This is a genomic window from Streptomyces hygroscopicus (assembly GCF_026168105.1).
GTDB lineage: Bacteria > Actinomycetota > Actinomycetes > Streptomycetales > Streptomycetaceae > Streptomyces > Streptomyces hygroscopicus_D.
Genome location: NZ_LBMW01000006.1, coordinates 189,503 through 210,986, shown reverse-complemented (window position 1 = coordinate 210,986; position 21,484 = coordinate 189,503). Strand labels below are relative to the sequence as shown.

Sequence of the window (21,484 nt, the reverse complement as noted above, 5' to 3'; positions counted from 1 at the left end):
GGGCCGGGGTCCCCACAGGGGTTCCGGCCCGTCCCCTACGGCAAGCGGTCCAACCCGGGTCAGCCGCGCAGGCTTTGGACCGCGGCCTCCAGGCGCTTGCCAAAGTCTCCGTCGGCCTGACGGAAGTTGCTGATCGCACGCTCGGCGATGTCGTCGCGCGAGACCTGTGCGAGGGAACCCGCGAGGTTGGCGATCAGACGCTCCTTCTCCTGGTCCGTCATCAGCCGGTAGAGGTTGCCCGCCTGCACGAAGTCGTCGTCCTCGGCGTGGACCGGGGCCTCGTGGTTGCCCGTGGCGCCGGTGACCGGCGTCGACTGCCACAGCGGCCTGTCCGTCTGGAACGGGCCGCCGAAGCTGTTCGGCTCGTAGTTCCTCGCGCCCTTGTGGCGGCCGTCGTACAGAAAGCCGTCACGGGAGTTGGTGCGCGCCTCGGTGGCGTGCGGGCGGTTCACCGGCAGGTGGTCGGCGTTGATGCCGACGCGGTAGCGGTGGGCGTCGCCGTACGCGAAGAGACGGCCCTGGAGCATCTTGTCCGGGGAGGGACCGATGCCCGGCACGAAGTGCGCGGGGCTGAAGATCGACTGCTCGACCTCGGCAAAGATGTTCTCCGGGTTGCGGTTGAGCTCCAGCTTGCCGATCTCGATGCGCGGGTAGTCCGCGTGCGGCCAGACCTTGGTCAGGTCGAACGGGTTGAAGCGGTACGTCGCCGCGTCGGCCGCGGGCATGATCTGGACGTGGACGGTCCAGGTCGGGAAGTCGCCGCGCTCGATGGCCTCGCGCAGATCGCGCTGGTGGGAGTCGGGGTCCTCGCCGGCCAGCCCGGCGGCTTCCCCGGTGGTCAGCGTCTTGATGCCCTGGTCGGTCTTGAAGTGGTACTTGACCCAGAAGACCTCGCCGGCCTCGTTGTTCCACTGGAAGGTGTGAGAACCGAAGCCGTCCATGTGGCGGTACGACGCCGGGATGCCACGGTCGCCGAACAGCCAGGTCACCTGGTGGGTGGACTCGGGCGACAGACCCCAGAAGTCCCAGACGCTGTCCGGCTCCTGCGAGCCGGTGTACGGGTCGCGCTTCTGGGTGTGGATGAAGTCGGGGAACTTGATGGCGTCCTTGATGAAGAACACAGGGGTGTTGTTGCCGACGAGGTCGTAGTTTCCCTCTTCGGTGTAGAACTTCAGCGCGAATCCACGGGGGTCGCGAACGGCGTCCGGGGCACCCAGGTTGCCGGCCACGGTCGAGAAGCGCAGGAACGTCTCGGTCTGCTTGCCGACCTCGGAGAGGAACTTGGCGCGCGTGTACCGGGTGACATCGGCGGTGACCGTGAAGGTGCCGTAGGCGCCCGCGCCACGGGCGTGCACGACACGCTCCGGGATGCGCTCGCGGTTGAAGCGGGCCAGCTTCTCCAGAAGGAGCTGGTCCTGAACGAGAACGGGGCCACCGACGCCTGCGGTCTCGCTGTTCTGGTTGTCGGCCACCGGAGCACCGGCCTCCGTCGTAAGCGGTCCCTGCGTCACGTGCGCCTCCTGCGTCATTTCCGACCAATCTGGTACCTGGCCAAAGCTCACTTTGATCCTACATTGGACAATGTCTAAGTCAAGTCGAACTCCAAATTCACACCAGTTCGGAACCTGGTCCCTCTTCCTGCTAGGCTGGTGCTCATGAGTGACCTGTTGGAACGGCTGCGCGGACGCGGATGGCGGATGACCGCGCAGCGGCGCGTCGTGGCCGAGGTCCTCGACGGCGAGCACGTCCATCTGACAGCCGACGAGGTGCATGCGAGGGCCGTCGCCAAGCTGCCCGAGATCTCCCGGGCGACCGTCTACAACACGCTGGGCGAGCTGGTTTCCCTGGGCGAGGTGCTCGAGGTCACCACGGACAAGCGCGCCAAGCGGTACGACCCGAACGCGCACCGGCCGCACCACCACCTGGTGTGCGCCCACTGCGGCGCGATCCGCGACGTCCACCCGACGGGCAACCCGCTGGCCGACCTCCCGTCCTCGGAGCGCTTCGGCTTCACGGTCTCGGACGTCGAGGTGACGTACCGCGGGCTGTGCCCGGACTGCGCGGCCGCCTGACCGCCGGACCGCGACACCCCTGAAGCCCCGGCTCCGCTGATGCCGGGGCTTTCCGCTGCGTACGATGTCGGCCCGTTCCGCGATGTCGGCCCTGTTCCGCGATGTCGGCGCGTTCCGCACCGCGGGGTAAGACGCGCCGGGGGGCAAAAAAGCGCCGGGGCCGGAATCCTCATGGATTCCGGCCCCGGGCCTTCAGTAGCGGGGACAGGATTTGAACCTGCGACCTCTGGGTTATGAGCCCAGCGAGCTACCGAGCTGCTCCACCCCGCGTCGGTGAACGCAACATTACGTCAACGAAGCGGACAGAGGCAAATCGCTTCCGCACCCCACGTTCGGAGCCCGGCAGGCCCGCAACGGTCACCGTCATGCCGACAGCTCCTCCCGCAACGCGTCCCGCAGGCGAGCCGCCCGCTCGGACACCTCGGCCGGCCCCAGGGACACGGCACGGTCGGCCCACCGCTGCCCATCCGCCAGCTCCCCCCGGCGCGCATAGACGAGGGCCAGTCTCAGGGCGGCCCGCCCGTGCCCGGCGTCAGCCGCCCGCGTCCACCACAGCGCCGCCTCCGGCTCGCTCCCCTCCCGTGCCAGCAGCAGCCCGAGGTTGAAGGCCCCGTTCCGCGATCCGCCCTCCGCCGCCTCCCGGTACCACCGCGCCGCCTCCACCACATCGCCCCGCGCGGCGGCCAGCATCCCGACCCGCACCTGCGCGCGCCGATGCCCCTGCGACGCCGCCCGGTCGTACCACTCCTCGCACTCGCTCTTCTCCTGCGACGGCTCGCCCAGCTCATGCGCGGGCTCCGGCGGCCGGCGCGCGTCCAGCAGGGTCGCCAGCCGGTAGGCGGCCTCGGCGCTGCCGCCGCCGGCGGCGCACCGCAGATGCCGCTCGGCCGTCTGCTCGTCACCCTCCCGCAGCCGCGCGATACCGACTTGGAGCGCCGCCTCGCTGTGCCCGGCGGCCGCCGCGCGCTCGTACCACCCCAGCGCGGTCTCCTCCTCGCCGCGCCCCGCGTAGAGGATCCCGAGGTTGAACGCGGCGTCCACGCTCCCCGCCTCCGCGGCCTTGGAGAACCACGGTTCGGCACCCTCCGCGTCCCCGCCCTGCAGCAGCAGGATGGCGAGCGCATTGGCGGCCTCCCGGTGCCCGGCGTACGCCGCCCGCCGGTACCACTGGTCGGCCTGCGCGGTCCGTCCCTGCTCCGCGCAGAGCAACCCGAGGTTGTACGCGCCGTTGACGTCACCGGCGTCCAGCGCCGCCCGGTACCACCGCTCGGCGGTCTGCGTCTCGCCCCGCTCGGCGTGCAGTGCGCCCAGCGCGTTGGCCGCGTTGCCGTCCCCTTCCTGCGCGGCACGCAGCCACCAGACGGCGGCGCTCTCGGTGTCGCCCGCGTCCCGCAGCAGGAAGCCGAGCGCACACGCCGCCCGCGCCTCGCCGTCCTTGGCGCTCGTCAGATACCAGCGGCCGGCCTCCTTGAGGTCGCCCCGCCTCTCCAGGATCGCCCCGAGGTGCAGTGCGGCCCGCCGGTGCCCGCGCGCGGCGGCCTGCCGGTACCACTGCTCGGCCTCCTCGAGCGCGGACGGCTCGACACCGTTGTCACCGTCGGCCTCCTGCTCGTGCAGGGCCTTGCGATCGAGCGCCCGGGCGAGCCGGTAGGCGGCCTCGCGGTGCCCGCGCTCGGCGGCGGCGCGCATCCATCGCTTCGCGCTCTCGTCGCCGCGGTGCTCCAGCAGATCGGCGAGCGCGTACGCCCCGAGGGTGTGCCCCTGTTCGGCGGACTGGCGCAGCCAGTACTCGGCGGCGGGCTCGTCGCCACGCTCGCGGTGGAGCCGACCGAGCGCGTGCGCGGCAGCGGCGGACCCGGCGACGGCAGCGATCCGCCACCAGCCGGCGGCCTCGTCGGGATACCCGCGCTGATGCAGAAGGACACCCAGGTTGTTGGCGGCCGCGCGGTCACCCGCGGCGGTGGCGGCACGCAACTGGGGCTCGGCTCCGTCGAGATCACCGCGGCGCAGCAGCATGGCCCCGAGGACACTCATCGCCTCGACGTCGCCTGCTTCGGCGGCGACGCGCCGGCGCGCCTCTTCGGCGGCCTCGGTGTCCTCGGTGGCTTCGGCGGCCTCGGTGATCCCCGTGATCCCGGTGATCTCGGCCGTCTCGCCCGCTTCGTCCCGCTCGGCGGGCTGCACAAATCGCCCTGTCTCGAACAGAGTTGCCTTGTCCCCCATAACGTCCATCGTCGCACCACCTGCAACCTGGGTACACCTGGTATACCGCAGCCATTGAGGTCACTACAGCGTTTTGTCGACATGCCCACAGAGAGACAAGTCAAACACAGAGCGGCCAACTCCCCCCGCAAGGAGCCGCACTTCACGCAAGTCGCCAGGTCACGCCGTACGCCTCGTCGTGTCGCACGCACGTCGAGGGCCCGGATCCTGATCAGGATCCGGGCCCTCGACTTCAGTAGCGGGGACAGGATTTGAACCTGCGACCTCTGGGTTATGAGCCCAGCGAGCTACCGAGCTGCTCCACCCCGCGCCGTTGTCGGGCAACAGTACCACGGCACGGGAGGGGTCCTTCGTCAGCCTCCACTCGAACTGCTGGGCGAACCGCTGGGACGGCCGCTCGGCGAACCACTCGGAGCGGGAGAGGGGGTGCTGCCGCTCTTGCCGCCGCCGGTCCTGGACTGCGCCTCCTCCGCCCGCTTCAGCGCGGCCTCGAGGTCCTTCTGCGCCTGGCCGTACGCCCCCCAGTCGTGCCTCGCGAGGGCGTCCTGGCCCGCGGTGAAGGCCTTCTGGGCGTCACTGAGCGCCTGTTGGACCGTCGGGTTGCTCGGCGTCGGCGGATTGCCGGTACCGGTGTTCGGCGGCGAAGTGGAACTCTCCGCCCCGAAGACCTTGTTGAGCGCCTGGTCGAGCGTGTCCTCGAACGCGGTGTTGCCGCCGTACGTCACCAACACCTTGCGCAGCAGCGGGTACTTGAGCCCGCCGCCTCTGACGTAGACGGGCTCCACATAGAGCAACCCGCCGTCGAGCGGCACGGTCAGCAGATTGCCGTACTCGATGTCGGAGTCGCCGCCCTTCAGCAGCCTGATCGACTCGGCGATGCTCTGCTCGGAGTTGAACTGGCTCTGGACCTGCTTCGGCCCGTCGACCGTTCTGCTCGTCGGCAGCTTCAGGATCCTGATCCTGCCGTAGTCACTGCTGCCCGCCTCGGCGTTCACCGACATGAAGGCACTCAGGTTGTCGCGGCCGTTCGGCGTGAACGTCGTGGTCAGGGAGAATGCCTGCGCCTTCTGGTCGGGCATCTTCATGCTCAGGTAGTACGGCGGCACCGCGTTGCCCGACTTGTTGGTCGGGTCGTCCGGCACCTGCCACACCTCGCTGCCGCTGAGGAAGGTCTGGGCGTCCTTGACGTGGTAGCGGGTCAGCAGTTCGCGCTGAACCTTGAACAGGTCCTGCGGGTACCGCAGATGGGACATCAGCGACGGCGAGATGTCGGTCCTGGGCTTCACGGTGCCCGGGAACGCCTTCATCCAGGTCTTCAGGACCGGGTCCTCGGTGTCCCACTGGTAGAGCCTGACCTCGCCGGTGTACGCGTCGACGGTCGCCTTCACCGAGTTGCGGATGTAGTTGACCTGGTTCTGCTGGGCCATCACCGCGCGCTGGTTGTTGCCCGCGGTCAGCGAGTCGGCCGTCGTGTCACCGAGTGTCGTACGGGAGGCGTAGGGATAGCCGTTCGACGTCGTGTACGCGTCGACGATCCACTGGATGTGGCCGTCGACGACCGCCGGGTAGGCGTCGCCGTCGATGGTGAGCCAGGGCGCGACCGCCTCCACGCGCTCCTTGGGCGTGCGGTTGTACAGGATCCGCGAGCCCTTGCCGATGGCTCCTGAGTAGAGGATCTGCGGCTCGCTGAAGGCCACCGCGTACGCGGCCCGGTTCACCGGGTTGGAGAGGCTGACCCCGCTCTTGCCGTCGTAGCTGGTGGTCTTCTCGCCATTGTCGTCGGAGTAGTCGATCTCCTTCTGTGGACCGCCGACGATCGAGTACGTGGTGGTCTTCTCGCCGTAGTAGATCCGCTGCTGGTACGTGCCGAGGTCACCGGTCGACGGCAGGTCGGACTCGGTGAAGACGGGCTGGCCGTTGGCGTCGGCGGTGGTGCCCTTGGCGGAGACCACCCCGTATCCATGGGTGTACCGGAAGTGGTCGTTGATCCAGTTCTGCTTCGGGATGCCCTCGAGGTTCAGCTCGCGCAGACCGATGACTGTGTCCTGATCTCCGGCGTTCCTGCCGTTCTTGCTGTAACGGTCGACGTCCAGGTTGGTCGGGAACGCGTAGTAGTTCTTCATCTGCTGGAGCTGCTGGAACGTCGGGGAGACGATGTTCGGGTCCAGTAGCCGGACACTCGCCGTGGCGTCGGCGTCGTCGCGCAGCGCGGTCTTGTCCTTGGTGTCGGTCCTGCCCGGGTACTCGGTGACCTGGGCGCCGTCGATGCCGTACGCCTCGCGGGTCGCCTTGAGGTTCTTCTCGACGTAGGGCGCTTCCTTGGCCTGCTCGTTCGGCTGGACCTGGAACTTCTGGACGATCGCCGGGTACAGCCCGCCGATGAGGATCGCCGATAGCACCATCAGGCCGAAGCCGATGACCGGCAGCTGCCAGGTGCGTCGCCACAGGGTGGCGAAGAAGAGCAGTGCGCAGATGACGGCGATGCAGAAGAGGATCGTCTTGGCCGGCAGGTAGGCGTTGGCGTCGACGTAACGGAGTCCCGTCCAGTCGCCGGTCGCCTTGAAGTCGCTGGACTTGACCGCGAGCCCGTACCGGTCGAGCCAGTAGGCGACCGCCTTCAGGGCGACGAAGACCCCGAGCAGCACCGACAGGTGACCGGTCGCGGCGGCGGTGGCGCGCGCTCCGGGAGAGGTGATCCTGAGGCCGCCGTACAGGTAGTGGGTGAGCGCGGCTGCGATCAGCGAGAGCACCGTGGCGGCGAAGCCGAAGCCGAGCAGGAATCGGTACCAGGGCAGGTCGAAGGCGTAGAAGGCGACGTCCAGGTGGAACTGTGGGTCCACCTTGTGGAAGGGCACGCCGTTCACCCACAGCAGCCAGGTCCGCCACTGGCCGGCCGCGGACGCGCCCGCGATCAGGCCCACCAGGGCGGTGATACCGAGGAGCAGCCACGTCTTGTAGGGAGCGATCCCCATCCGGTAGCGGTCGAGGCTCTGCTGCTCCATGGACATGGCGCTCAGCGGCGGACGCAGCCGGTGCGCCAGCCAGATGTTCAGGCCGACCGCGGCGGCCATCAGCAGGCCGAAGACGAAGAAGAGCCCGATCTTGGTCCAGAGCGTGATGGTGAAGACGGACGAGTACTTGACCGACCGGTACCAGAGCCAGTCCGTCCAGAAGCCGGCGAACATGACGAACGCCATGCCGAGGACTGCGAGGACCCCCAGGGTCATGAGCAGGGTCCGGGCTCGTCGGGACGGGCGGCCCACTCTGATCCGCGGCCCCGTCGGGCCTCCGCCGCGGTCCGGCATCTGGAAAGCCAAGGTGCGCACCTCGAAGTTCGCTGTTGGGTCGGACAGGCCCCCGTGAACGCGGACCATGAACGAGGCTCCACGATCACGGAGCCCCACCTATGCAACTTACTGGCGCTTTACTCGGTTCCCGCTTCCGGGTGGGAACGAGGCAGGATTGTGACCATGTCCAACACTCCCATGGCAGCGAACCCGCTCACCCGGGCCGTGCTCGAGATCGACGAGTACGCCTCCGGCCTCGGCTGGGACCAGCCCGCTCGCCTCTTCGCCCTCGTCGACACCGCACGACTGCGGGTCCAGGAACCCTCACTCGCGGCCCAGCTCGGCCTGGAGGACGAGTCCGCGACCGCCGGTCTCACGCCGATCGAGCAGGAGGAGATCCCTGCCGACAGGCCGCTGGACGACTTCCTCGGCACCATCGCCTGGCCCGACGCGGTGGTGGGCTGCGCGCTCACGGTGGAGCGGCTGATGCTGCCGCCGTCCGCGGAGGGCGGGGTTCCGGAGGGGCTGAGCGAGAAGAAGCTGGCACAGTGGGTGGCCGAGCACCCGGACCGCCAGGAGGTGCGGATGACGGTGGCGGTCCTGCGGGACGGTGGGCGCGAGTCGGCGCTGCGGCTGCGGGAGAAGGACTCCCCGACGGAGGTGCTGACGGGGCCGGACCTGGTGCCTGGGCTTGCCGAGGCGCTGTTCGCGACGTTCGAGGACTGAGCGCCCGGGTAGGCCGCTGGGGGCGCCCGGGGTTTCCGGGCGCCCCAGTCACGCGCAGGCGCTGCCTGTCAGCCCTTGGCCGTGCACTTCGGCAGGTCGGCGGTCCTGCCGATGCGGATGTCCTTGAGGGCGCCCAGGGCGTCCTTGATGGTGTTGACCCTGACGAGCGTGAGGCCGCTGGGCGCGTCCTTCGCCGCGGCAGCGCAGTTGTCCTTGGGCGTCAGGAAGTACTGGGCGCCCTGGCTGCGCGCGCCGACGGTCTTCAACTCCACACCGCCGATCGGCCCGACGTTGCCGTCGTCGTCGATGGTGCCGGTGCCGGCCACGAACTTGCCGCCGGTGAGGTCGTCCGGGGTGAGCTTGTCGACGATGCCGAGCGCGAACATCAGACCGGCGCTCGGTCCGCCGACGTCCGCGAGCTTGATGTCGATGGTGAACGGGAACGTGTGATCGGTTCCGGCGGAGATCCCGACGATGGCCCGCTCCGGGCCACTGTCGTGGGACTTCGCCGTGGTGATCGTCACATCATGGGTCCTGGTGGCCGTCTTGTGCGCCTTCACGGCGGAGGCCTGGTCCTTGGCGGGCACGATCGTGAAGACGACGTTCTCGCCGGGCTTGTGCTTGGTGACCAGCTTGGCGACGTCGTCGGGCGCCTTCACGGCCGTCCCGTCGACGGCCTTGATGACATCGCCGGCGTGCAGCCTGCCCTCGGCGGGCGACGCCTTGAGGACGGTGGAGACGATCACCCAGGAGGTGACGGGGACGCCCAGCTGCTTCAGCGCGGCAACCTTGGCGCTCTCCTGGGACTGGCTGAACTCCTCGGCGTTCTCCTGGGTGGACTGCTGCTCGGTCTTGCCGTCCGGGTAGAGCGTGTCGTGCGGGACGACCTTGCTGTCATGCGCAAGCCACCCGTAGATGGCCTCCACCAGATTCATCCGGTAGTCGGCGCTGGTGACCCGGACGGTGGTCATGTTCAGATGGCCGCTCGTCGGATAGGTCTTTCGCCCGGAGATCTGCAGCACCGGCTCGCCGTCGTGCTCGGCGAGGGTGTTCACCGTGGGACCCGGAGACATCTCCGCGTACGGCACGTTGATGAACACTCCCGCGCACAGGAGCGCGATCAGCATCAGAGTCGAGGCGAGCATCGTCGCGGTGCGGCGTGGCATGGAACGACAGTACGGGACAGTTCTGTCAGTGCACCGGCGGGGCCGTCCGTACGAGCGGACGGCCCCTGGTGACCAGGGCCTCAGCCGCCCGTGTGGGACTTCTCCATGGCCTCGCGGAAACGTGCGTATCCCGCGAGCTCGGAGCCGTCCCCCGCGGTCCTGCGGTTACGGCCGGCCCAACTGCCCCACAGTCCGGCACCGATCGCAGCCAAAAGCGGAATCAGCAACCAGGCGAGCGCCGCCATGCCGACCTCCCAACCCCATGAGCGACCGCAACTGACTGATCAGCAGATTAATCATCTGCCATGTCAACGCTCACGCCAGGGGTGCGGTTACGCAACCGGAGGCGGGGTGAGAGGTTGGTTAACACCGGGAAAGGTATCGCGGGCCCCACGGGGCCGGCCGGGTTCAGCAGGCGCCGACCCATTCCTCCGTCCCGTCGGAGAACTTCTGGTGCTTCCAGATGGGCACTTCGTGCTTGAGGTCGTCGATCAGCTTCCGGCAGGCGTCGAAGGCCTCCCCCCGGTGGGGACACGCCACGGCCACAACGACCGCGAGGTCACCGACGCGCAGGTCCCCCACGCGGTGCACGGCCGCGAGGGCCCGTACGGGGTACTCCGCGACGACCTTCTCGGCGATCCGCCGCATCTCGGCCTCGGCGCTCGGATGGCAGGAATACCCCAGTGCGTCGACGTCGGCCCCGCCGTCGTGATTCCGCACCGTCCCGATGAACAGCGCCGTGCCCCCGGCGGCGTCGTCCCCGACAGCCCGGAAGACCTCGTCGAGGGAGAGCGGCGTGTCACGGATGGCGAGCAGCCTGATGGGATCGTCCGCCGCCCGCTCACCGGGGTGGTCGCTGTTGGGTGCCATGCCCCCATCGTGCCGCACACCTCCGACACGCGGGAACAGAAGGTTCCCCCGGCACGCGCGCGCGGGGCTTTGGAGCGTCCTACCAGAGAGGAGTGACGGACACCGGGCACGTGGCACCGCACGACTGCCTGCTCTCCCCCTGAGGCCCCGGCTCGCAGCCCGGCCCGGACAGTGCCGGACGGTACGGCGGTCGAGGACTGAGTACCCGGGTACGCCGCTGGGGCCGCAGGGGGACGGAGGGGGCAGCCACGGGCGAGGAGCGCGGGAGCAGCCTTCGGGCAGGGGCGCGGGGGAAGCCCCCGGGCAGACGTGCGGGGACCTGGCAGAGATGGGGGCCACTGGGCAGAAATGCCGAGGGGACAGCCCGCGAGCCGGGGATCGCGGGACGCGGTCCCCGGCCGGGGCCCCGGTGGGTGGGGCGGGTGAGGGCGGCGGGGGCGCGGAGACGAGGAGACGAGGAGACGAGGACCGGCCACGACGCGCCCGCACCCCCTCAGATCCGCCGCCGGGCCTTCCGCGCCCGCCGGACCACCGCCGCCGCGCCCAGCAGCGCCACGGTCGCACCGGCAGCGCCCGCCGCCGTCGCGTCCTTGCGCCCGAGCCGCCGGCCCACCACGGTGTGCCGCCCGGAGACCTCCTCCAGCAGTTCCGCGAGGACCTCCTCATTGGTCCACCGCGGTCGCCACCCCGCATCGTGCAGCCGGCTCCCGCTGACCACCCAGGGGTACATCGTGTACGCGAGGTCCCCGGCGGGTGAGGGCGTCAGCCCGATCCGGTGCAGCCGGGCCGCCGCGCCCAGGGCGACCGCGGACGGCAGCTCCATGCGCCGGATCCCGCTGAGCTCCTCGACCTCCTCCTGCTCCAGCCACCCGTCGCACCCGACGGCCAGTTCCCCGTCCACCTTCTCCAGAACGGCGTACTCCAGGGCACTGCACAGGTCCTCGACGTGGCAGAACTGCCAGGCCGGCCGCGACCCCGCCACCACGAGCAGCCGCGGAGACTCGAAGTACCTGGTCAGCGCAGTGTCCGTACCCCCGACGAGCACCGCCGGCCGTACGACGGTGACATTAAGTCCGGGATGGGCCCGCGGCGCCCGCCGCGCGAGCCGCTCGATCTCCAGCAGGTCCCCGACCCCGGTCGCCTCCGCCGTCGCCCGCAGCTCGGCATCCTCGGAGAGCGGCAGCTCGTTGTCCGGCAGCGCCCCGTAGACCATCGCGGACGTGCACAGCACCACCCGGTGCACCCCCGCCGCCGCCGCGGCCGTCAGCACGGTCTGGGTCCCCCGGACGTTGTACGCCGTACGTGCCGCCGCGTCCGTCTCGAGATCGAGATCGAGGGCCAGGTGCACCACCACGTCCGCGCCCCGCAGCTTGTCCGCGATCGCCGGATCCCGCACGTCCAGGATGTGCCACTGCGCGGCCGCGCACTCCCCGCGCCGCTCGTCGATGGCCACGACCTGCTTGACCTCGCCGGACGCGGCGAGCCGCTCCGTGAGCAGCGCGCCGACGCCCGACGCGGCACCGGTGACCGCGACCACGGGCCCGCGGACGGCGGAGGACTCGCCGGTGCGCAGCGCCGCCGCCCGGGGGCGCTGGTCGACCGACGAACGGGTTGAAAGGTTTCGCGCTGCGCGAACCTGCGGATCTGGGGAACTCACCGGGCGTCTCCAGCGGTTGTCTTCAGTACGAACGCGCTGCACGCGTCCGTACCAGGTGGCATCCATCCTGCCGCAGGCCCGGTGTCGGCGAAGCACCCAGGCCCGATCGGGCCCGGGTGTCTACGCTGGGTGGTGTTGTCGGGCAGCCAGCCGCCGGAAAGAGCCGGTGGCCTTACCAGCCGAGGAATCCCGTGAGTGACACCCCATTCGGATTCGGCCTTCCGCCGGAGGAGCCGGAGAACGGCGACGAGGGCAAGAAGAAGGACCAGGAGAGCGGCGGTGGTCAGGGACCGGCCAACCCGTTCGGTTTCGGGCTGACCGGAGCCGGCGGCGCCGGCGCCGACAACCCGCTCGCCGCGATGTTCGGTTCCCTGAACCCCACCGACCTGGGCGCCGCCTTCCAGCAGCTGGGCCAGATGCTCTCGTACGAGGGCGGCCCCGTGAACTGGGACATGGCCAAGCAGATCGCCCGTCAGACCGTCTCACAGGGCACCGCGGACGGCACGAAGGACGCGAGCGTGAGCCCCGGCGAGCGGTCCGCGATCGAGGAGGCCGTCCGCCTGGCCGACCTGTGGCTCGACGACGCGACGTCCCTGCCGTCCGGCGCGGGCTCCGCCGTGGCCTGGAGCCGTGCGGAGTGGGTCGAGGCGACCCTGCCGGTGTGGAAGGAGCTCGTCGACCCGGTCGCCGAGCGCGTCGGCGCGGCCATGGGCGACGTCCTGCCCGAGGAGATGCAGGCCATGGCGGGCCCGCTGATCGGCATGATGCGCTCGATGGGCGGCGCCATGTTCGGTACGCAGATCGGGCAGGCCGTCGGCGTGCTCGCGGGCGAGGTCGTCGGCTCGACCGACATCGGCCTGCCGCTCGGCCCGGCCGGGAAGGCCGCGCTGCTGCCGCTGAACATCGAGGTGTTCGGCAAGGACCTTGGCGTGCCCAAGGAGGAGGTGCGGCTGTATCTCGCGCTGCGCGAGGCCGCCCACCAGCGCCTCTTCACTCATGTGCCGTGGCTGCGTTCGCATCTGTTCGGCGCGGTCGAGGGCTATGCGCGCGGGATCAAGGTCGACACCGCGAAGCTCGAGGACGTGGTCGGCCAGTTCGACCCGCAGAACCCGGAGGAGCTGCAGCAGGCGCTCCAGCAGGGCATGTTCCAGCCGGAGGACACGCCGGAGCAGAAGGCGGCCCTGGCCCGGCTGGAGACGGCGCTGGCACTTGTCGAGGGCTGGGTCGACGCGGTGGTGCACGCCGCCGCGAAGCCGCGCCTGACCTCCGCGGATGCGCTGCGCGAGACCCTGCGCCGCCGCCGCGCCTCGGGCGGCCCGGCCGAGCAGACGTTCGCGACGCTGATCGGTCTGGAGCTGCGGCCGCGCCGTCTGCGGGACGCCTCGCGTCTGTGGGCGTCGCTCACGGACGCGCGAGGTGTGGACGGCCGCGACGGCCTGTGGGCCCACCCGGACATGCTTCCGACGGCGTCCGACCTGGACGACCCGGACGGCTTCGTGCACCGCGAGCACCTGGACTTCTCCGAGCTGGACAAGATGCTCGGCGAGGCGGCGGGCGGCTCGGCCGGGAAGCCGGACCTGAAGAAGGACGAGAGCGACAACGCCGACAAGGGCGACGAGGGCGACAAGGGCGACGACGCCGAGTGAGCCTCCACGACGACGCGGTCCTCACCCTGAAGGGGTACGAGGACCAGGAAGAGCTGCGCCAGATCTATCTGGACCACTTGGCGGTGCATCCGGACGGCATGTGGAGGGCCTGCGCGGACGGGCACCTGACGGCGAGCACCCTGGTGATCGACCCCGCGCGCGGGCGGGTGCTGCTGACCCTCCACGGAAAGCTGCAGATGTGGCTGCAGATGGGCGGCCACTGCGAGGCGGCCGACGAGACGCTGGCCGCGGCCGCCCTGCGCGAGGCCACCGAGGAGTCGGGCATCGGGGATCTGACCCTGCTGCCCGGCGGGCCCGTCCGTCTGGACCGCCATCACACGCCGTGCGCCTGGCACCTCGACGTCCAGTACGCGGCGCTCACCCCCGCCGGAGCCGTGGCTGCGATCAGCGACGAGTCCCTGGACCTGCGCTGGTTCGCGTACGACGAGGTGGCGGACGTGGCGGACGACTCGGTCGTACGACTGCTGCAGGCGACACGTTCCAGGCTCTGAAGGCGGTAAGGGGTGACCGCCGTGAAGGCGCGTAAGGGGTGGCCGCCTGGGCGGGCACCCCTTACCTGCGCTCAGCTCCAGACGTTGCCCTGGTTCTGTCCCCGCGCCCCGTACTCGCCCATGCCGTACTGGGCGCGCAGCCCCTGGCCGATCACCGCGTTCTGCGGCGGCAGCAGTTCGCTGGGCTGGACGAGCGCGAAGCCGCTGCCCATGAAGCTGAGCTCCCAGCCCTCACCGGTGTTGCCGCGGCGGCGCCACACCCCCGAGGAGTGCGTCTGGGCCTGCATCTGGACGCGCAGACCGGTGGACCAGGCGACGATCGCATCGGCGTCGCAGTTGACGTACTTGTCCGGCGTGACCTGCATCAGCAGGGGCGCGCCGGACGTCATCAGCGCGACCTTGCCGCGGCCGGTGATGTTGAGCTGGTACTTGCCGGAGCCCGCGATGCCGTACTGGCTGTCCACCGCGATGACCTCGTGGTGCAGCGAGGAGTCCATCGCCAGGACGTAACCGCTGTCGACGGTGAGCCCGTCCTGTTCGACGTCCATGATGTGCACATGCTGGGCAAGATTGGCGAGGTAGACGGTGCCCTGTCCGTGACAGCGCATCAGGTCCAGTCCCTCGCCGGTGTACGCCCGCGCGCGCTGCTGGCCATGGCTCTGGTACTCGGCGTCGAACTCGATGAGCCCCTGGTAGGCGACCATGCTGCCCTTGCGGGCCAGGATGTCGTCGTGGCCCTCCAGCAGGACGCGCAGCATCTGCGGGTTCTGCAGGCTGTAGCGCTCCTGGGTCTGCTGCTCGTTGTAGCCGAAAAGCGTGCTCTGCATGGTGTGCGGTCCCCCTCAGCCCCGGATCCGGAGGCGGTCGGTGCTGTCCTCGCTGGGCTGGACGACCACGATGCCCTGCCCGGAGAACGCCATCTGGTACGCCTCGCCGCTGCCGCGCCCGATGAGCGACTGCGCCTTGAAGCTGCGTTTGCCCTTCACCTTCAGGTTCGGGGACCAGGCGACGAGGGCGTCCGGGTCGACGTACGTCTCGTCCTCGCCGCCGCCGCAGTCGACGACGATCGGCGTGCCCCGGGAGGTCAGGGCGACCCAGCCCTGACCCGAGATCCTCGTGTTCCACAGGCCCTGCCCGGCGAACTTGGCGAGCCCCTTGACACGTTCGACACCCCACTGCAGGTTCGCGTCGAAGGCGAGCAGATTCGTGGCGTTGACGGAGATCGAGTCCCCGCCCAGGTTGATGACGACGACGTTCGCCCCGTAGTCGGCGAGGTAGAGCAGACCGTCGCCGGAGCACTTCATGAGGGGCGCACCCTCGCCGGTGATCCAGTCCCGCGCGATCTGGCGTACGGCGGGCGGGTTGGGCTCGTACTGGACGAACCCCTCGTAGGCGACCATCGACCCCACGCGCGCGAGGAGGTCGTTCCCGGTCTGCATGGCGACCTTCAGCATATGGCTGCCGTGGTTCTCCATACGGGCACCGACGGGTGCGGGAGCGAAGCCCGCGAGCGGCTGGTTCATGACGGGCTCCCTCAGACCTCGTACGGCTGGACGACGACGAAATTGCCGGGCGCTGCGCGGAACTGCAGGTTCACGCTCTCCCCGGTGTCCCCGGGATAGGCGTTGCGGCGCATACGGACCTGGCTGGAGACGATCACCTGTGCGGCGGCCGACCAGGCCACGACGGCGTTGCAGTCGGCGAACGTCGTCGGGGTGACGGGCAGCACCACCGGCGCGCCGTGCGTCTTCACCACGATCGTGCCCGTCCCCTGGAACTGCATCGTGAACAGCGCGCCCCCGGGGATGCCGTGGCCCTCGATGCGCCGGACCTCGTACTGGAGGGACTCGTCGAAGGCGAGGACGTTCTCCGCGGAAACACAGATCGCGTCGCCCTGAAGCTCGATCGGGTGCAGATGGGTGGCGTTCTCGGCGAGGAACACCTGGCCGTGGCCCGTGCAGCGCATCAGCTGAAGCTCCTGGCCGGTCGCATTGCCCACGATCCGCCCGGCGAAGCCCGCGCCCTTGTAGCTGAAGTCGACCTTGCCCTGGTAGAGCACCATGCTGCCCTGCCGGGCCAGCACGGGCTGGCCGCCGATGCCGAGGTCCACACGGACGAGCTTCTTGTTCTGCTGCGTCCACCGCTGCCCGGTGGGGGTCTCCTTGAAGGCGGCCAGCGCCGCGGTCACACCGGCGACGCCCTGCGGGGCGCCCTGGGGAACACCGTACGGGGCGGGAGCTCCGGGCTGACCGGCGTACTGGCCGGGAACCTGTCCGTACGGCGGCTGCTGACCGTATCCGGGAGGCGGGGGCGGAGCGTGCAGGCCGGGTCCGGGGGGTGGGGGCGGGGCCTGATGGCCGTACCCGGGCGGCATCGGAGCGGACGCGGCCTGGTGGCCGGGCGGCATCGGAGCGGGCGGCTGCCCGCCGTATCCCGGTGGCGGGCCCGGCCGACCGGGCGGCTGGGCATAGGGCGCGGGACCCGGCGGCGGCACGGTTCCGCCCGGCGGGGTGTGCAGGGGGGCAACGATCGTGGGCGCGGCGTGCACCGAGGGCGCCGGTGCCGGGGCGGGCGGCGTGGCTCCCTGAGACGGCGCGAAGCCCTGCGGGGCCGGCTGCTGCGGCTGCTGCTGCTGCGCGGGGGCGGGGACCGGAGCAGGGGCCGGGGCGGCGAACGCGGGCGGGGCCGAGGTCTGTGCGGGCGGGGCGAACGCCGGGGCGGCACCGGACTGCTGCTGCGGGGCGGGCGGGGCGGGCGTCTCCTCCTCGAGGACCTCGCCGCCGAAGTTCTTCAGCAGCGCCTCGAGCCCGCCGTCGAAGCCCTGGCCGACTGCCGCGAACCGCCAGACGTCCTTCAGGTAGAAGTCGCCCAGCATGACGGCGCGTTCGGTGGTGAACTCCGAGCCGTTGAAGGGGTAGCGGGCCACTTCCTCGCCGCCCGCGACAATGCGCAGATGTCCGGGGACGATCTGGGACATCTGCCCGGCGCCGTCGATCGTGGCCGTGAAGGACAGCTTCTGGATGTGCGGCGGGATCCGGTCGAGCGTGACCCGGAAGGACTCCGTGTCACCGGCCTGGGGACCGAGGAGCTGGATGGCCTCCTCCGGCGACTTCGGCTGGTTGAAGAAGACGAAGTACCGGTCGTCAGAGAGCCGTTCCTGGGCGTCCAGACCGAAGCAGCTGATGTCGAAGTTCAGTCCGGGCGCGGAGATCTGCACGCCTACGTACAGATCGGTGCCCGCGGTGAGGTCACTGATCCTGGCCTTGTGGCCGCGTTGGAATTCCCTGGCCATGCGTAACGACCGTCCCCCATCCAATGTGAGTGCGTCGCGCCAGGCTAACGGCAAACGCGCGAAACGGACGACGCCGGTACAGACCCGGTACACAACCGGCGCTACGCGAGCTCCTGCGGCGTATGTCGGGCGCGGGACGGCCTGCGCGCCGGCATGGGATCCAAGTCCGCCACGCGGGGCGGCTTACACGCCGACAACGCTCCCAGTTCGCCACGCGGGACGGCCTGCACGCCGAGGGCGGTACTGCTCCGCGCACCGGACGGCCCCCTGCAGCCGAGGGCGGTCTCTGCTCGGCGCGCAGGGCGTCCGGCGCGGCTCGAGCCCGTCTAATCCGCGTCCGCGGCGGGCCGGTGCGGCAGCCGACCGGCCGCCACCACCCCTTCGAGGTAGCCGCGGGCGCGCTCGGTGCGTGGATACGCCTCCAGCAACCGCCAGAATCGCGGCCCGTGTCCCGGTACGAGCAGGTGCGCGAGCTCATGCAGGAGGACATAGTCGACGACGTACTCGGGCATGCCCTGCAACCGGTGCGACAGCCGGATGCTGCCCTCGGAGGGGGTGCACGAGCCCCAGCGTGTGTTCTGGTTGGTGACCCAGCGGACCGAGGTGGGCCGCGCCCGCCCGTCGAAGTACTGCACCGACAGGCGCTCGGCGCGCTCGCCCAGTTCGGCGTCGCCGATCAGCCGTTTGCTCTCCTGGGCGGCCAGCTTGTCGAGCATGACGCTCACCCAGCGTTGCTCCTCCGCCTCGGACATCCGGGCGGGGATGAGCACGACAGTGCGATCGCCCTCGCGGTAGGCGGAGACTGTTCTGCGGCGTCGCGCGCTCCTACGAACCTCGATCGCGCTCGCCCCCGAGCCGCTCGGCGGCTGGCTCGTCGTGCTGCGCTGTGGCTGTCCGGCGCTTTGCAGTGGGTCGGCGGGCACGCCCCGACGTTACCCGCTGCACACGGGAGAAGTCCCGCCTCCGGACGGTTCCGTGCCGATCCCCACCCCGAGCGCTTGATTTGTACGACGAACACCCCTGCCTGTGGACAACTTTCGGCACGGCGCCACCCTGTCCCGGCATGCTGGCATGCGTCGGCTGACCGGGACATCGCCGATGAAGGACGACATACCAGGGACTACCAGGCACAACCAGAGACAACGGGGGCCGGTCATGCATCCGATGGTGAAACCCGCGCTGCGGCGCGGCTGGCGCGATCTGAACACTGTGCAGTTCGGGATGGCACCCGCGCACGCGATGGTGCTGGGGCCGGTGGACACCGCGACGGGCAGCTTCCTCGCCCTGCTCGACGGCACCCGCGGGCTGCCACTGCTGTACGAGGAGGCCCGGCGTATGGGTCTGCCCGACGGCCATGTCGACGCGCTGGTGGACAGCCTCTTCGGCTCGGGCCTGCTCGACGACGCGACGGGCGGCGGCGCGGCGGCCGACGCACTCCGCGCGAAGGCGGCCGTGCTGGACCGTCTCCGTCCCGACCTGGCATCCCTGTCACTGGTCGCCCGCGCGCCGGGCGAGCCGACCCGGCGCCTGGCCGCCCGGCGCTCCCTTCGCGTCCAGGTCCGGGGCGCGGGCCGCGTCGGGGCCGTCCTCGCCTCGCTGCTGACGGGCGCGGGCGTCGGGGAGGTGGACGTCCGCGACACGGGCTGCGTCGAGCCGTGGGACGTGGCACCGGGCGGCCTGCCCGCGGATGCGATCGGCGAGCGCCGGGAGGAAGCGGCCCGCCGCGCGGTACGGGCAGCCGCCCCGGATCGCCCGCCGCGCCGGGAGCGCGCATCTCGGCGTTCCCCGCACGACGACCCGCGAACCGGCTTCTCCCTGGTGATCGTCGCCCCACGGGACGGCCTCGACATCCACGCGCCCGACCCGTTCGCCGCCGAACCGCTGATCGCCTCCGGCACCCCCCATCTCTATGCCGGAGTCGTGGAAGGCACGGGAATCGTCGGCCCGTTCGTCCTGCCGGGCGAGACCGGTTGCGCAGGCTGTCTCGACCGTGGGCGCACCGACCGCGACGAGACCTGGCCACGGCTGGTCGCCCAGTGGCGCTCCGGACGGCCGCGGCACGTCCAGGCATGCGACCTCGCCCTGGCGACCGCCGTCGCAGGAGTCGCCGCCGGGCACGCGCTCGCCTTTCTGGACGGCGACATGCCCTCCAGCGCGGGCGCACGCTGGGAGGCCTCGGTGCCCCGATTCGACTGGCACGCACGACCGGTGTGGGCGCATCCCGCATGCCGGTGTGGCGCGGCGGAGAAAGGTAAGGAGGAACACACCTCAGAGGAACACACCTCAAAGGACGGGGAGCCGCACGAGACAATGGCGGAGCAACGGCCGTTGAGAAACCTGTCCCACAAGACACGCGCGGCACGGCTGTCTGGGACTTGGAGGGCGCATGTCTGATCTTCCCCGGAAGGCGGTCACCCGTACCGCCAAGCTCGCCGCGCTCCCGCTCGGCTTCGCCGGACGGGCGACCTGGGGACTCGGCAAACGGATCGTCGGTGAATCCGCGGAGATCGTCGGCCGCGAACTCCAACAGCGCACGGCGGAGCAGTTGTTCCGCGTCCTCGGCGAGCTGAAGGGAGGCGCCATGAAGTTCGGGCAGGCCCTGTCCGTCTTCGAGTCGGCGCTGCCCGAGGAGGTCGCCGGGCCCTATCGCGCCGCTCTGACGAAGCTTCAGGAGGCGGCCCCGCCGATGCCGACGCGCACGGTGCACGCGGTCCTGAAGGAGCGTCTCGGCGAGGACTGGCGCGAGCTGTTCCTGGAGTTCGAGGACAAACCGTCGGCGGCGGCCTCGATCGGCCAGGTGCACCGCGGGGTGTGGCACGACGGTCGTGGGGTCGCGGTCAAGGTGCAGTACCCGGGCGCGGGCGAGGCACTGCTGTCCGACCTGAACCAACTCAGCCGTTTCGCACGGCTGCTGGGTCCCCTGATCCCGGGCATGGACATCAAACCGCTGATCGCGGAGCTGCGCGACCGGGTCTCCGAGGAACTGGACTACGGCCTGGAGGCCCAGGCGCAGCGAGCCCATGCGGAGGAGTTCGCGGACGACCCGGACGTCAGGGTGCCGGCGGTGGTGCACCAGTGCGAGCAGGTCCTGGTGACCGAGTGGATCGACGGCATACCGCTGTCGGAGGTGATCGCCGACGGCAGCCAGGAGCAGCGAGACCGCGCGGGCCAGTTGCTGGCCCGGTTCCTGTTCTCGGGCCCGGTGCGTACCGGGCTGCTCCACGCCGACCCGCATCCGGGCAACTTCCGTCTCCTGCCCGGCTCCGACGGCTCCGGCAGCTGCGACAGCTCCGGCGGGAAGGAAAGCTGGCGTCTGGGCGTCCTGGACTTCGGCACGGTCGACCGTCTGCCGGGCGGCCTGCCGACCCCGATCGGTCACTCCCTCCGGATGACCCTGGAGGGCGACGCCCAGTCGGTCTACGAACTGCTCTGTGAGGAAGGCTTCGTCAAGGAGTCCATCGAGCTCGACCCCGACGCGGTGCTCGACTATCTCCTCCCGATCATCGAACCGGCCCAGGCCGACGAGTTCACCTTCACCCGCGGCTGGATGCGCCGCCAGGCGGCCCGCATCGCCGACCCGCGCTCACCGGCCTACCAGCTGGGCAAACAGCTGAACCTGCCCCCGGCGTACCTCCTCATACACCGGGTGACACTGAGCACGATCGGTGTGCTGTGCCAGCTGGGCGCGACGGTCCGTCTGCGCGACGAACTGGAGGAGTGGCTACCGGGCTTCGTGCCGGAGGAGGAACCGGCGGCGGAGGCGTGAGCGCACCTACCACCAGGCCGAGTCCAGTCGCCCCTCGATCGCCCTGATGTTGTCGCGGGCGCAGTTGTCGCAGAAGTAGCGGCGCAGGCCGTTCTCCACGGAGCAGGTCCAGGTGGGGCGGGGGCCGTCGGCCGGGGCGCCGCAGCGGGCGCACACGGGGTCCGGAGCTGGTGCGGTGCCGGGCGGCCGCACGGAGCCACGGTTGTCACTGTCTCCGGGAAGACTTGTCACCCCCGTGACGATATCGCCGTCGGGCTGGTTCGGCGC

The 21,484-nt window shown here is 70.5% G+C and carries 18 protein-coding genes and 2 tRNA genes; 6 read left to right on the top strand and 14 right to left on the bottom strand.

The window, feature by feature from the left end; genetic code table 11:
- Positions 1-59: 59 nt before the first annotated feature.
- Complete coding sequence (locus AAW14_RS09290; protein WP_265561888.1) at positions 60-1,511, bottom strand: catalase; 1,452 nt, start codon at positions 1,509-1,511, stop codon at positions 60-62.
- 144 nt (positions 1,512-1,655) lie between these two features.
- On the opposite strand from AAW14_RS09290, the gene AAW14_RS09285 reads away from it, so the two are divergent.
- On the top strand, positions 1,656-2,072 hold the full coding sequence (locus AAW14_RS09285) for a Fur family transcriptional regulator (protein WP_265561886.1): 417 nt from the start codon (positions 1,656-1,658) through the stop codon (positions 2,070-2,072).
- Positions 2,073-2,268: 196 nt separating this feature from the next.
- Here the strand turns inward: AAW14_RS09285 and AAW14_RS09280 are convergent.
- From AAW14_RS09280 to AAW14_RS09265, 4 genes are all read right to left on the bottom strand, one after another.
- Positions 2,269-2,342 (bottom strand) — tRNA-Met (locus tag AAW14_RS09280).
- A 93-nt stretch (positions 2,343-2,435) separates the two neighbouring features.
- Positions 2,436-4,304, bottom strand: a complete 1,869-nt coding sequence (locus tag AAW14_RS09275) for a tetratricopeptide repeat protein (protein WP_265561884.1) — start codon at positions 4,302-4,304, stop codon at positions 2,436-2,438.
- Positions 4,305-4,531: 227 nt separating this feature from the next.
- Positions 4,532-4,605 (bottom strand) — tRNA-Met (locus tag AAW14_RS09270).
- A gap of 43 nt (positions 4,606-4,648) precedes the next feature.
- Entirely contained in the window at positions 4,649-7,600 is a 2,952-nt protein-coding gene (locus AAW14_RS09265; protein WP_416223280.1) for a UPF0182 family protein, read from the bottom strand.
- A 165-nt stretch (positions 7,601-7,765) separates the two neighbouring features.
- On the opposite strand from AAW14_RS09265, the gene AAW14_RS09260 reads away from it, so the two are divergent.
- Entirely contained in the window at positions 7,766-8,308 is a 543-nt protein-coding gene (locus tag AAW14_RS09260) for a PPA1309 family protein (protein ID WP_265561882.1), read from the top strand.
- Between the two features lie 68 nt (positions 8,309-8,376).
- Here the strand turns inward: AAW14_RS09260 and AAW14_RS09255 are convergent, their stop codons facing one another.
- The 4 genes from AAW14_RS09255 to AAW14_RS09240 form a co-directional block, all read right to left on the bottom strand.
- Positions 8,377-9,474: a PDZ domain-containing protein gene (locus AAW14_RS09255; protein WP_265561880.1), complete on the bottom strand. Its 1,098-nt coding sequence runs from the start codon at positions 9,472-9,474 to the stop codon at positions 8,377-8,379.
- Positions 9,475-9,554: 80 nt separating this feature from the next.
- A complete protein-coding gene (locus tag AAW14_RS09250) occupies positions 9,555-9,719 on the bottom strand; it encodes a hypothetical protein (RefSeq protein WP_265561878.1) in 165 nt (54 codons plus the stop codon).
- A gap of 163 nt (positions 9,720-9,882) precedes the next feature.
- Positions 9,883-10,344, bottom strand: a complete 462-nt coding sequence (locus AAW14_RS09245) for a molybdenum cofactor biosynthesis protein MoaE (RefSeq protein ID WP_265561875.1) — start codon at positions 10,342-10,344, stop codon at positions 9,883-9,885.
- 493 nt (positions 10,345-10,837) lie between these two features.
- Positions 10,838-12,001, bottom strand: a complete 1,164-nt coding sequence (locus tag AAW14_RS09240) for an SDR family oxidoreductase (protein WP_265561873.1) — start codon at positions 11,999-12,001, stop codon at positions 10,838-10,840.
- Between the two features lie 191 nt (positions 12,002-12,192).
- Here AAW14_RS09240 and AAW14_RS09235 point away from each other — a divergent pair, with 191 nt between their 5' ends.
- Both AAW14_RS09235 and AAW14_RS09230 read left to right on the top strand, forming a co-directional pair.
- A complete protein-coding gene (locus tag AAW14_RS09235) occupies positions 12,193-13,647 on the top strand; it encodes a zinc-dependent metalloprotease (RefSeq protein ID WP_265561871.1) in 1,455 nt (484 codons plus the stop codon).
- Positions 13,644-14,159 carry an NUDIX hydrolase gene (locus AAW14_RS09230; protein ID WP_265561867.1) on the top strand — a complete coding sequence of 172 codons (516 nt, stop codon included), beginning with the start codon at positions 13,644-13,646 and terminating at the stop codon, positions 14,157-14,159. Before AAW14_RS09235 ends, AAW14_RS09230 begins: the two co-directional genes overlap by 4 nt.
- A gap of 71 nt (positions 14,160-14,230) precedes the next feature.
- Here the strand turns inward: AAW14_RS09230 and AAW14_RS09225 are convergent, their stop codons facing one another.
- From AAW14_RS09225 to AAW14_RS09210, 4 genes are all read right to left on the bottom strand, one after another.
- Positions 14,231-14,986: an AIM24 family protein gene (locus AAW14_RS09225; protein WP_265561865.1), complete on the bottom strand. Its 756-nt coding sequence runs from the start codon at positions 14,984-14,986 to the stop codon at positions 14,231-14,233.
- A 15-nt stretch (positions 14,987-15,001) separates the two neighbouring features.
- Complete coding sequence (locus tag AAW14_RS09220) at positions 15,002-15,682, bottom strand: AIM24 family protein (protein ID WP_265561862.1); 681 nt, start codon at positions 15,680-15,682, stop codon at positions 15,002-15,004.
- Positions 15,683-15,693: 11 nt separating this feature from the next.
- A complete protein-coding gene (locus AAW14_RS09215) occupies positions 15,694-17,451 on the bottom strand; it encodes a TerD family protein (protein ID WP_265561861.1) in 1,758 nt (585 codons plus the stop codon).
- 326 nt (positions 17,452-17,777) lie between these two features.
- Positions 17,778-18,374 (bottom strand): M48 family metallopeptidase, encoded by a 597-nt coding sequence (locus AAW14_RS09210; protein WP_265561859.1) that lies wholly within the window; start codon positions 18,372-18,374, stop codon positions 17,778-17,780.
- A gap of 232 nt (positions 18,375-18,606) precedes the next feature.
- On the opposite strand from AAW14_RS09210, the gene AAW14_RS09205 reads away from it, so the two are divergent.
- Entirely contained in the window at positions 18,607-19,845 is a 1,239-nt protein-coding gene (locus AAW14_RS09205) for a TOMM precursor leader peptide-binding protein (protein WP_265561857.1), read from the top strand.
- Positions 19,838-21,217, top strand: coding sequence for an ABC1 kinase family protein (locus tag AAW14_RS09200; protein ID WP_265561856.1), 1,380 nt, complete (start codon positions 19,838-19,840; stop codon positions 21,215-21,217). The genes AAW14_RS09205 and AAW14_RS09200 overlap by 8 nt, the downstream gene beginning before the upstream one ends.
- A 6-nt stretch (positions 21,218-21,223) precedes the next feature.
- Here AAW14_RS09200 and AAW14_RS09195 read toward each other — a convergent pair whose 3' ends face one another.
- Positions 21,224-21,448 (bottom strand): hypothetical protein, encoded by a 225-nt coding sequence (locus AAW14_RS09195; protein WP_265561852.1) that lies wholly within the window; start codon positions 21,446-21,448, stop codon positions 21,224-21,226.
- Positions 21,449-21,484 lie beyond the last annotated feature (36 nt).

Coding starts and splice junctions, on each gene's coding strand:
- AAW14_RS09225 (WP_265561865.1), bottom strand. CDS start 14,986: ATGCAGAGCACGCTTTTCGGCTACAACGAGCAGCAGACCCAGGAGCGC.
- AAW14_RS09255 (WP_265561880.1), bottom strand. CDS start 9,474: ATGCCACGCCGCACCGCGACGATGCTCGCCTCGACTCTGATGCTGATC.
- AAW14_RS09200 (WP_265561856.1), top strand. CDS start 19,838: ATGTCTGATCTTCCCCGGAAGGCGGTCACCCGTACCGCCAAGCTCGCC.
- AAW14_RS09260 (WP_265561882.1), top strand. CDS start 7,766: ATGTCCAACACTCCCATGGCAGCGAACCCGCTCACCCGGGCCGTGCTC.
- AAW14_RS09245 (WP_265561875.1), bottom strand. CDS start 10,344: ATGGCACCCAACAGCGACCACCCCGGTGAGCGGGCGGCGGACGATCCC.
- AAW14_RS09215 (WP_265561861.1), bottom strand. CDS start 17,451: ATGGCCAGGGAATTCCAACGCGGCCACAAGGCCAGGATCAGTGACCTC.
- AAW14_RS09285 (WP_265561886.1), top strand. CDS start 1,656: ATGAGTGACCTGTTGGAACGGCTGCGCGGACGCGGATGGCGGATGACC.
- AAW14_RS09250 (WP_265561878.1), bottom strand. CDS start 9,719: ATGGCGGCGCTCGCCTGGTTGCTGATTCCGCTTTTGGCTGCGATCGGT.
- AAW14_RS09275 (WP_265561884.1), bottom strand. CDS start 4,304: ATGGACGTTATGGGGGACAAGGCAACTCTGTTCGAGACAGGGCGATTT.
- AAW14_RS09205 (WP_265561857.1), top strand. CDS start 18,607: ATGCATCCGATGGTGAAACCCGCGCTGCGGCGCGGCTGGCGCGATCTG.
- AAW14_RS09220 (WP_265561862.1), bottom strand. CDS start 15,682: ATGAACCAGCCGCTCGCGGGCTTCGCTCCCGCACCCGTCGGTGCCCGT.
- AAW14_RS09265 (WP_416223280.1), bottom strand. CDS start 7,600: ATGCCGGACCGCGGCGGAGGCCCGACGGGGCCGCGGATCAGAGTGGGC.